The following is an 11,483-nucleotide window of genomic DNA, read 5'->3' as shown; positions in this document are numbered from 1 at the left end:
TTAAATCGCCTTATTGGGATCAAATGCGTCGCGTACCGCTTCACCAATAAAAATCAGTAGCGATAATAAGAGGGCAACGGAGACAAACGCGGTGATCCCAAGCCACGGGGCCTGAAGGTTATTTTTACCCTGCAACAGCAATTCTCCCAGTGATGGTGAGCCGAGCGGTAATCCGAACCCGAGAAAATCCAGCGAGGTGAGCGTGGTGATTGAGGCGCATAAAATAAACGGTAAAAAGGTCAGGGCGGCAACCATCGCATTCGGCAACATATGACGCAAAATAATACTGCGATCGCTAACCCCGAGCGCTTGCGCTGCGCGAATGTAATCAAAGTTTCGGGTGCGCAGAAATTCCGCACGTACCACGCCAACCAGGCTCATCCAGCCAAACAGCACGGTGATCGCTAATAGCCACCAGAAGTTAGGCTGAACGACGCTGGAGAGCAAAATAATCAGAAACAGCGTTGGCATACCGGACCACACTTCGATGAACCGTTGTCCCCACAGGTCTACCTTACCGCCGTAATATCCCTGTAGTGCGCCGGCCATCACCCCCATGACGCTGGAACACAGGGTCAGCATCAAGCCAAACAGAATTGAGATGCGGGTGCCGTAAAGGATACGCGCCAACACGTCACCACCATTTGCGTCAGTACCCAGCCAGTTTTGCGCCGAGGGCGGAGAGGGGAAGGGCTTATCGGTGGCAAAGTTGATGCTGGTAGCGCCGAACCGGATGGGGGCCCATAGTATCCAACCCTGGCTCTCCAGACGGTGTTGTAGCCACGGATCCTGGTAATCAGCCTTTGTTGCTAATGGGCCGCCGAAATCGCTCTCACTGTAGTTTTTAACCAGAGGGACATACCAGCTGCCGTCATAGCGAACCAATAGCGGCTTATCATTCGCGATCAGCTCGGAACATATGCTCAGGCCAAACAACACCAAAAAAATCCATAATGACCAGTAGCCGCGGCGGTTATGACGAAAACGCGCCCAGCGGGCCTGATTGACGGGGCTTAATCGCGACATTAGCGTCCCTCGAAATCAATACGAGGATCGACCAACGTATAGCTGATATCACTGAGGATATTGAGCAACAGGCCGATCAGGGTGAAGATGTAGAGTGTGCCGAACATCACCGGGTAGTCGCGCGATACGGTAGATTCATATCCCAGTAATCCCAGACCATTAAGTGAAAACATCACTTCAATCAGCAGTGAGCCGGTGAAAAACATGCTGATAAATGTGGCGGGAAACCCTGCGATTACCAACAACATGGCATTGCGGAACACATGCTTCCATAGAATATTTTTCTCACTAACGCCTTTGGCACGCGCAGTAACGACATACTGCTTACGTACCTCATCCAGAAATGAGTTTTTAGTCAGCATGGTTAGCGCGGCGAACCCACCCACCACGGTTGCCAGCACCGGCAGGGTAATGTGCCACAGATAATCGGTAATTTTTTGATACCAGGGCAGGGCGTCAAAATTAGCGGACACTAGCCCACGTAGCGGGAACAGGTCGTAATAACTGCCCCCGGCAAAAAAGACGATCAGCAAAATCGCGAACAGGAATGCGGGGATGGCGTAGCCGATAATAATGAAAGCACTGCTCCAGACGTCAAAACGACTACCGTTGTGAACCGCTTTGCGGATACCAAGTGGAATCGACACCAGATAGATGATGAGTGTACTCCAGAGCCCCAAAGTCACGGACACCGGCAGGCTGTCTTTGATTAGCGTAAGAACAGAGGCGCTGCGAAACAGACTGTCGCCAAAATCAAAACGGATATAGTCCCAGAGCATCTTGAAATAGCGTTCATGGATGGGTTTATCGAATCCGTAGCGACGGGTTATTTCCGCAATCACTTCCGGGTCAAGGCCCCGGCCGCCACGGTAGTTACTGTCGCTGATATTCCCAACGCCGGTTTGCGCGTGGCTGGCACGCACACCTTCACTGCCCGCACCGGGCAACGCACCGCTTTGTCCGAACTCAATGGCGGCGACAGCCTGCTCAACAGGACCGCCAGGTGCAATCTGTACGATAAAAAAGTTGATAGTAATGATGGCCCAGAGCGTGGGGATCACCAGCAGCAGACGTCGAATCAGATAAGCGCCCATTTACTCTCCCTGTCTTCTGGCTGCGGGAAGTTTCGCCGCTTTGTTGACGTCATACCACCAGTTGTCGATGCCAATGGTATAAATCGGGCGGATAGCCGGATGCGAAAACTTATCCCACCAGGCTATACGATCCTCTGCCATGTACCACATCGGCAACATGTAGTAGTTCCAGGTTAATACCCGGTCCAGTGCCCGCCCCAACGGGATCAGTTTGGCTTTATTCCCTTGTGCGGCAATGATCTGGCTAATCAGTTTATCAATGACCGGGCTTTGCACACCGGGCGCGTTATAGCTGGAATCTATATATTCAGAGGCCCAGAGAATTTGCAGGTCTGAGCTTGGCCACGGCATTGCGCGATAGAGCCTGGGCATCATGTCATAGTCACGGCTGCGCAAACGGTTAGTGATTTGCGAGTTATCGACCTGGCGGATATTCATCGTAATACCTAACCGCTGTAGGTTATGCTGGAATGGCAATACCCACTGGCTGTTGCTGCCTGCCGGGAGTAATAACTCGAAGGTCAGCGGTTTACCGCTGGTGCTATTTATCCGTTGTTGCCCTTTCAGTATCCATCCCGCCTGTTGGAGTAACGTATCGGCTTTCAACAGGTTTTCACGATCGTAGCCATCGCCTTTCGACATCGGCGGTTGATAGATTTGACTGAAAACTTCCGGTGGCAGATCTTTTTTCATTGGCGCAAGGATCACCAGTTCATCCGCATCGGGATAACTTCTGGCTGCATACTCGGTGTTCTGGAAATAACTGTTTGTCCGACTCCAGGCATTATAAAACAGGGCCTTATTCATCCATTCAAAATCGAAGGCCAGCGTAATCGCTTCCCGTACTCGTCGGTCACTAAACATTGGACGTTGAATGTTAAAGGCTAACCATCGTGTGTCCTGTGCGGACTCATTCTTTTGTTCGTCTTTGACAATGTAATGATTCGCGAAATTCTTACCGGTATAACGGGTTGCCCAATTTTTTGCATCGTTTTCAAGTCGCAGGTCGAATGCTCCAGCCTTAAACGCTTCAAAAGCGACGTTATCATCTAAATAGTAATCGTAGCGGATGGTATCAAAGTTCCAGCGCCCGCGATTGACGGGCAGGTTTGCCGCCCAATAATCTTTAACGCGCGAATAAACAATGTACTGTCCCATTTTCCATTGACTGATGCGATAAGGGCCGCTGGCAAGGGGTGGAGATGACAAGGGGTCGCTGAGCTTGTGATCTTTCCAGTACTTTTCGGGCATAACGGGTAAGGAAAACAGGCTGAGCATATCCTCTTTGCCCGGTTTGGCGAGTTCAATTCGCACTGTTAACGGGGCAATTGCCTTTACCGTTGTTCCTTTGTAGACCAAACGAAACTGCGGTACGCCTTCGGTCATAAATTTATGGAAGGTGAATTCGACATCGCGTGCGGTAATGGGGGAACCATCGTGGAAACGGGCCCGCGGATTAATCGCGATTTCTACCCATGAGTAATCATCGGCGTAACGCGCTCTGTCAGCGATGAGCGGGTAGTAGCTGCCGGGTTCATCATCCGAGGTGGTAAACAGTGTATCGTAGAGAGTTTCGGTGCGTGCGCCAGGGTTGCCGCGCATCGAGTAGCGGTTGAAGTTGTCAAAGGTACCAATGGAGGAGAGGGTGAGCTGCCCGCCTTTGGGGGCCGCAGGGTTAACATAATCAAAGTGATTAAAATTAAATGCGTACTTGGGTTCGCCCAACACGGCAAAGGCGTAGCTTTCTTTGATGGATTGGGCATGAACGCTAAACCCGATAAGGGCGATAAACAGAAGCAGTACGCGAGGAATCATATCACAGAGGTTTCCTTGTCCTGCCACAACCCGACAGGCCTCTTGCCTGAGAAATAGCGGTTGGGGTGGCGGGTGAAAATATATAAATCGCCTGGTGCGATCACCACGTTGGCTTATCGGGTTGCGCCATCCAACGCACAAAATCATCAAGCATTAATGGGCGGCTGATCCAGTATCCCTGGAAGAAATGAACCCCGCGATCGCGTAGCCATCGGGCTTGCTCTGGCGTTTCTACCCCTTCAGCAACCGTCAGCATATTAAGACGCTTAGACAGTGTCAACACCGCATCCAGTACCGGAGACGTTAGCGTTTCTGTCCCAATGGCGTTGATAAATCCTCGGTCGATTTTCAGATAGTCAACGGTGAAGCGTTCCAGATAAATGAGTGCGCTGTGGCCAGTGCCGAAATCATCAATGGCAATTTCGAATCCGGCAGAGTGTAGCCATTCAAAAAGCTTTGATGCCTCGTGCTGATTGAGCATATCGCGTTCGGTGATTTCCAGTACAACCTGAAAATGGTGTGGCGGCAGGGAGGCATTCAGGTGCTGGATATCGTCTTTAAAGCTCTCACCATGCAGGTGCGTTGGCGCGATGTTGAGCCCGAGTTTTGCACCTTGCGGTAACACTTTTTTTAATGCAGGGGCATCACGGGCCACCAGTTTGAACAGATGCTGCGTCAGCGGCACAATCATTTGTTGTGATTCAGCGTAGTGAATAAAAGCATCTGGCGGGATCTCACCTGTTGTCGGGTGGCGCCAGCGTAACAATACTTCTACGCCTTTTACTTCCAGCGTCGCCATTTCAACGACCGGTTGGTAGACCACATAAAACTGATCGTGTTTGATGGCGTTGAGAATATCTTTTCCCGGGCGTAAACGAATGGCGTAGATGTAGTACCACAAAAGCAACCCAGTCATGATCCCGGCCATACATCCCAACATGACGGCATACCAGACGTCAGTGTACGTCCACTCTTGTGCGTATAGCCGAATCTTCATGGGGATCCCTTTCAGCGTCGTCTGACGCCAGGTGGTATCCGGAAGTGCGGAGACGTCTATCAGTTGGGATGAAAATGTCGTGATAGCGGTATCACCGACAATAATCGCAATACCGTCAAAATCATCTTCTCGGGCGGTATAGAGCAGGTAAGGTGCCAGATTGATATTCAGTGAGGAAAACACGCCACTATTATTAAATGAAGGATTCCGGTGCCAAATCATGATCGCCGGTTTGTCAGGCATCATCGGGGTACCGGACAGCAATTCCACATCGACATCTTTGTGGATATCCAGCTTCGGAATCAGCGACAGAATAGGCGAATCCATCGCGCCAGTTGCGGAGGAGCAGAAAGCAATACCCTCTTTTACCAACAAAAAAGCGCGTACATTGAGGTTAAACGCTGCGCTGGCGGTCAGCTTGGCGGCAACTTGTTGGCAATTGTATGAGACCAGCGGTTGCAGGGCATCTGTTGTGCTTTTGAGGTCTGAGAGGTAACTGCTGATGTAATATTCGATATCGGAAAGAAGCGTTTCGTACTTAACATCTCGTTTGTGCCAGGTGGCAAAAAACTGCAGGGTGCTGACAAGTACCGCGACGGCTACCCCCGTAAAAATACAGGTAAAAAGGACATTTCGACTGGAAGATGAAGGACGTCTGAACATAGTTCCTTATGTTTACCTGGGGTATCTGCTTATTATTAAACGGCTTGATCTGTAAAACTATAACCTGGATTGATTCGTATAGTGAGATTTTTCTTAAACATAGCGCAACGCAAAAAGCACTGCCGAAGCAGTGCTTTTGATAAGTCTCATCAGGATAGCCAAGGGATAGCTGCCAAACGAAATTAACTGCGGCTCAGGACCCGGCGAGCTTCGTTGTAACGTTTTTTCCAGTAAGGCTCGTTCATGCTGGAAATGATAACGCCACTGCTGGTCGAGGCATGTACAAACTGGTTATTGCCGATATAGATACCGACGTGACGGCCGGTGGAACCCGCACGGAACAGAACCAGATCGCCTGTGCGCAGATTAGTGCGCGAAACGGATTTGCCCGTTTCCTGTTGCTCGTAGGTTGAGCGCGGAAGCTCTAAACCAAATTGCTCGCGGAACGTACGCTGTACGAAGCTTGAACAATCAATACCTTTTTTAGTGCTGCCGCCAAGGCGGTAACGCACGCCTTTCCAGTCAGCGTATTGATCCATAATACGTGATTTAACATCGATATTACGTACCATACTTTCAAATTCATCCTGAGAGGCTTGCAGTGAAGAGTTATCTCCATTACCCACAGCATGCGTCTCAGAATGCATATTCTTCGCGGTGTTCGTTGTGCTACATGCAGAAAGCAGAACCGCAACTGCTATCGCGGGAATCCCCCGCAAGATATATCTCAAAATCGGTTGAGATTTGACCATTTTGTTTGTTTTCCCTTGAAGTCCTTAACGATAAATATCGTTATAAAAAATGCCAAACGTGACGAGACTAATTACCAACGCATGATGAGACAATTCTTTAAGGTCAAATCTGTGGCAGAACGCACAAATTTATTCTTATAGTGAATAATTATCCCGCGAGGCAAAACGAGTCTGAGGTTACCCGATCGCTCCGGTCATTGCGAGTGATTTTATGTGATTTCTTATAAGAAAAAGTGATACAGAAAGTGAATAAACTGCATTGGCTAAATTAAGAACAGATAGAGTAAAAAACACGCAATTCATTCATTTTAAACAGGAATAATATGACAGGAGAATGACAGTCAGAATGATAAATTCCCGGCAGATATCATCAGGAAATCAGAAGTATCCCTGATGATGTTAATTACTCTGCGTTATTTGTTTAAAAATTGTTTGTTTTTACCGGGAAGATAATGGGCAAACAGCATAACCAGGCGATCGCTTAATGGCGTCATTAACCACCAGGGCAAGCCAATCAATACGACGGTCATTGAACCTACCACGATATCTGTGAGCCAATGTGCGCCGATCATTACGCGTGGAAAGGCAAAAACCACAGTGATAATAAGGCCGATGATTCCTGCGACTTTTCCGAAATAACGCAGCATAAATGCGGAAAAAATAAGCAGCATCATACCGTGATCGCCAGGAAAACTGTCTCTGGACGCATCTTTTGTTGAAATATGCAGCAGCTCGCTGACGCGATTAATATTATCGAATGTGAGAGTGGGGCTGGCGCGCTTAACCGGAATAAGCGCCTGGCCCAACTGGTTTAATATCACCGCAGTTAGCAGCATCACCAGCCCAATTGCCACAATACGGCGACGACCTTCCTGCGTTTCTTTTAGCCAAAAACTCAGCATTAATGTACCCATCGCCAATAATGAACAGCCGTCAAATGCCCGGTTATTGGTGACAGCGACAATCCACAGAAAGAGCGGGCTCTCAACCAGCTTATGATTGAAGAAGTGGAAGATGCCCGAATCAAGAGAAAACCAGAACCCATGCCCGTGTGGAAGGTACCAGGACAGAAATAGCGCCAGACCAGCAATATTAAGCAGGAGTATTTGTGGGTATCGGGTTTTCATCGTCGTTTACCATTGCCATAAAACGGAGGCAACCTTACGCGCCAACGTCTAAACGAAGCCTCAACAATGCACTCTGTAATGCATTCCAGTCGGTCTCGGTATCGGAGATGAGTTCAATACGGCTATCAGGAGGAGCGACGTTTTGCGTCTCAATATGCCAGTCCTCACCCTGACGATTGATACGCACCAGCCCCTCTTTAATACGCATCACTCCCTTCACACGCCCAACAGGGGCGAGACGTGACCATTCCAACAGGCCGATGGTATCGAACACCGTGTCAGCGTCAAAAATCCAGCCGCAGGCCTGATGTCCCTGACCGCTGTTCAGACTGCGACGCCAGCGTTGCTGCGCAGGCAGGCTTAGGGCTGCCAGCCCTTTTTTATCAGCATGCTGGTGAGTATGTGCCGCGCTGGAAGGAAGCTCCGTCAGATTCAGCCGGGGCAAATCCAGTAATTGTCCGTCGATTTGCCCATGATCGGCGTGAACTAACTGGCGGTTGCCGCCGTAGTGTTGCCACCAGGTTTGCAGCGCAATTTCGCTTTCTGTCGTGGCACGATCGGATTTATTGGCAACGATGATATCGGCAGATGCCAACTGATCGCGGAAATTCTCATTCGCTACGCTTTTTTCATCCAGCAACAGGCGCGGATCAAGGATACAAATCGTTGCGCGCAAGTCGATCCACGGTTCGTAAACCGGCGCGGTCAGTAAATCCAGAATCTGTTTGGGATGTCCGAGACCGGTGGGCTCAATCAGCAGCCGATCCGGTTTTCCCTGACGTAACAGCGTATTGAGGCCAACCTGCATGGGCAAACCATTAACGCAGCACATACAGCCACCGGGGATCTCTTTGAGCAATGCGCCGCTATCAGCGAGCAGTGCGCCGTCGATACCCACTTCGCCAAACTCATTGACCAGAACGGCCCACTTCTCTGCGGGGTCTTTGTTGGCCAATAGATGAAGAATAGATGTGGTTTTGCCACTGCCGAGAAAACCCGTGATGAGATTGGTTTTAGTCACGTTTACTCCAGAATCATAAATTACCGTAATGGCTTTTAACAATCCTGGCGAAAAACGGGGGAAAAGAGAAGGGCAGAGAGGACGAAGACGAACTTCGTCCTGTTTAATGGCAGAAATCGTTAACTTTTTAACGTCTCGATGACAGCCTGATGTGCACCGTACTGGGCGATACGTTGCCAGGCTCGTTCCACGGTATCGACGAATTGTGGGTTCTGTGCGAGGTCTGTGTCGAAGATTTCATGCAGTGAAAGCAGCGCGCTGACGCGTTCTGATTCCGTACTCTGTTCGACGATAGTGCGGATTTTGTCACTCATCGGGTCACGAATATCAATAATTGCACCTGAATCATCAATTCCGCTTACGTAGCGCATCCAGCCCGCAATGCCGAGTGCCAGCAGCGGCCACTCGCTTTGACGTGCTAAATGAACGCGAATCCCGTCCAGCATTCGTTGGGGTAATTTTTGGCTGCCATCCATCGCGATTTGCCAGGTTTTATGTTTTAGCGCCGGATTGGCAAAGCGTTCCAGCAGGCTGTCGGCATACTGGTCTAAATCAACATTGGTGATGCGCAGCGTCGGGGCTTGTTCGCTGAGCATCAGGCGGTGAGCCGCTTCGCGAAATGTGGGGTCCTGCATACAGTCGCTGATATGCTGGAATCCCGCCAGATAACCGAGGTAAGCGAGAAACGAATGGCTGCCGTTCAGCATCCGTAGTTTCATTTGCTCCCACGGCAAAACATCATCAACCATCTGTACACCGGCAGTTTCCCATTGCGGACGGCCGCTGACAAAATGGTCCTCAATGACCCACTGAATAAACGGCTCGCAACTGATTGCGCAAGGGTCTGCCACGCCTAATTCGCGGGCAATTTCATCCAGTGATTCTTCAGTCGCTGCCGGGACAATCCGGTCTACCATGGTTCCCGGGAAACTGACGTGCTCCTGTATCCAGTTAGCCAACTCAGGCGAGCGTTTCTCCGCCATTCCCAGTACGGCGTTTTTTACCACATGACCATTGTCCGGGATGTTATCACAGGAGAGGACAGTAAACGGTTGCAGCCCACGTTGACGTCGGCGGTGCAGTGCCTCAACAATAATACCCGGTGCAGAGTGGGGTTCATCCGGTACTTGCAGATCGTGAATAATACGCGGGTTAGTGATATCGAGTGACCCGGTGGCAGGATCGATACAGTAGCCTTTTTCCGTAATGGTTAACGAGACAATCGCGACCTGAGGCTCGCAAAATTTTTCAATAATAGCAGCCAGCGAATCCAGTTTTGCATTCAGGCACTCGTTGACGGCCCCGACGATAATTGGCTGGTTACCGGCCGCACCTTTTTCCAGCACGGTAAATAAATGATCCTGCTCGCGTAGCTGACTCATCAGTTGGTCGCCGCTGAACAGGCTGATCTCACAAATCCCCCAGTCTCCGCCCTGCGAATTTAGCACCCGGTCGGTCAATAACGCCTGATGGGCACGATGAAATGCACCGAAACCAAAATGTACGATCCGCGTTTTTAGCTGTTGGCGATCGTACTGAGGCATCACGACATTTTCCGCAAGAGACGCTGAGGCAATAGTCTTCATTAAATACACCTGATTAACCATTAATTAACAATGGCAGTATAAAGTTATATGACAACAAATTGAATTGGTGTGCCTCATTTATCCGGGTAATGTGAGCTGGATCAATCAATGATGGGCGATGTGTTGATCATGTACCGGATGCCTGTATGGTAGTCGTCATAAAAGTCGTTTAATTTGGTATAACAACTTGTGAGGTGAAGCAATGGAACAAACCTGGCGTTGGTACGGACCAAACGATCCAGTATCGCTTGATGATGTGCGTCAGGCTGGCGCAACGGGTGTTGTGACCGCCTTGCACCACATTCCAAACGGTGAAGTGTGGCCCGTAGAAGAAATTCAAAAGCGCCAGGCGATTCTGGCCGAAAAAGGGCTGACCTGGTCGGTGGTGGAAAGTATCCCTGTCCACGAAGACATCAAAACACAGTCCGGCCAATATCAGACGTGGATTGCAAACTACCAGCAAAGTATTCGTAACCTGGCGACCTGCGGCATTGATACCGTGTGCTACAACTTCATGCCGATCCTGGACTGGACGCGTACCGACCTTGAATATCAGCTACCGGATGGGTCCAAAGCGCTGCGTTTCGACCAGATTGCGTTTGCGGCTTTTGAATTGCACATTCTGCAACGTCCGGGGGCCGAAGCCGATTACACCGCTGAAGAGCAGCGTCAGGCGCTGGATTATTTCAATGCAATGACCGCTGCCGACATTGAAAAGCTGACCCGCAACATTATTGCTGGTCTGCCGGGTGCCGAAGAAGGTTATACGCTGGATCAATTCCGCGCGCGCCTGGCGGAATATGATGGGATCAGCAAAGACGATCTGCGCAATAACATGGCTGTATTCCTGCGGGCGATTGTGCCTGTTGCTGAGGAAGTTGGCGTACGTCTGGCAGTGCATCCTGATGATCCGCCACGGCCAATCCTCGGTCTGCCACGTATCGTGTCGACCATTGAAGATATGCAATGGCTGAAAGAAACGGTAGATAGCATCAATAATGGTTTCACCATGTGTACCGGCTCGTACGGCGTGCGCGCCGATAACGATCTGGTAAAAATGATTGAGACCTTTGGCGATCGTATTCACTTCACACACTTGCGTTCAACCTGCCGTGAAGAAAACCCGAAAACCTTCCACGAAGGCGCACACTTGCAGGGTGACGTGGATATGGTATCGGTGGTGGCAGCAATTTTGAGCGAAGAACAACGCCGTAAGAAAGCGGGTGATTTGCGTCCGATCCCAATGCGCCCGGATCATGGACATCAGATGCTTGACGATCTGCACAAGAAAACGAATCCGGGCTACTCCGCGATTGGTCGCCTGAAAGGGCTGGCAGAAGTTCGCGGCGTGGAGCTGGCGCTGAAAAAAACGCAGTTTCGCGATCTGCTGTAATTCGTTCAA

The 11,483-nt window shown here is 50.1% G+C and carries 9 protein-coding genes; 1 reads left to right on the top strand and 8 read right to left on the bottom strand.

The features are described from left to right. The 8 genes from NNN64_RS00325 to NNN64_RS00290 form a co-directional block, all read right to left on the bottom strand. Positions 1–1,026 (bottom strand): ABC transporter permease, encoded by a 1,026-nt coding sequence (locus NNN64_RS00325; RefSeq protein WP_271440088.1) that lies wholly within the window; start codon positions 1,024–1,026, stop codon positions 1–3. Further along, complete coding sequence (locus NNN64_RS00320; RefSeq protein ID WP_040230596.1) at positions 1,026–2,120, bottom strand: microcin C ABC transporter permease YejB; 1,095 nt, start codon at positions 2,118–2,120, stop codon at positions 1,026–1,028. The genes NNN64_RS00325 and NNN64_RS00320 overlap by 1 nt, the downstream gene beginning before the upstream one ends. Further along, positions 2,121–3,935 (bottom strand): extracellular solute-binding protein, encoded by a 1,815-nt coding sequence (locus NNN64_RS00315; RefSeq protein ID WP_271440087.1) that lies wholly within the window; start codon positions 3,933–3,935, stop codon positions 2,121–2,123. Positions 3,936–4,035: 100 nt separating this feature from the next. Next, a complete protein-coding gene (locus tag NNN64_RS00310) occupies positions 4,036–5,595 on the bottom strand; it encodes a cyclic di-GMP phosphodiesterase (protein WP_271440086.1) in 1,560 nt (519 codons plus the stop codon). Between the two features lie 182 nt (positions 5,596–5,777). Continuing rightward, positions 5,778–6,347, bottom strand: coding sequence for a bifunctional murein DD-endopeptidase/murein LD-carboxypeptidase (gene mepS / locus NNN64_RS00305; RefSeq protein ID WP_121584825.1), 570 nt, complete (start codon positions 6,345–6,347; stop codon positions 5,778–5,780). A gap of 413 nt (positions 6,348–6,760) precedes the next feature. Then, positions 6,761–7,474: a phosphatase PAP2 family protein gene (locus NNN64_RS00300; RefSeq protein WP_271440085.1), complete on the bottom strand. Its 714-nt coding sequence runs from the start codon at positions 7,472–7,474 to the stop codon at positions 6,761–6,763. A gap of 34 nt (positions 7,475–7,508) precedes the next feature. Further along, a complete protein-coding gene (locus NNN64_RS00295) occupies positions 7,509–8,495 on the bottom strand; it encodes a CobW family GTP-binding protein (protein ID WP_271440084.1) in 987 nt (328 codons plus the stop codon). A gap of 119 nt (positions 8,496–8,614) precedes the next feature. Further along, the gene (locus NNN64_RS00290) at positions 8,615–10,081 is read right to left on the bottom strand and encodes a mannitol dehydrogenase family protein (RefSeq protein WP_271440083.1); all 1,467 of its coding nucleotides are present in this window, start codon (positions 10,079–10,081) and stop codon (positions 8,615–8,617) included. 202 nt (positions 10,082–10,283) lie between these two features. Between NNN64_RS00290 and uxuA the strand changes: the two genes are divergently transcribed. Continuing rightward, entirely contained in the window at positions 10,284–11,474 is a 1,191-nt protein-coding gene (gene uxuA / locus NNN64_RS00285) for a mannonate dehydratase (protein ID WP_271440082.1), read from the top strand. Positions 11,475–11,483: the final 9 nt, after the last annotated feature.

This window comes from Citrobacter sp. Igbk 14 (assembly GCF_028069825.1).
GTDB lineage: Bacteria > Pseudomonadota > Gammaproteobacteria > Enterobacterales > Enterobacteriaceae > Citrobacter.
This window is presented reverse-complemented; position numbering and strand designations above follow the sequence as displayed.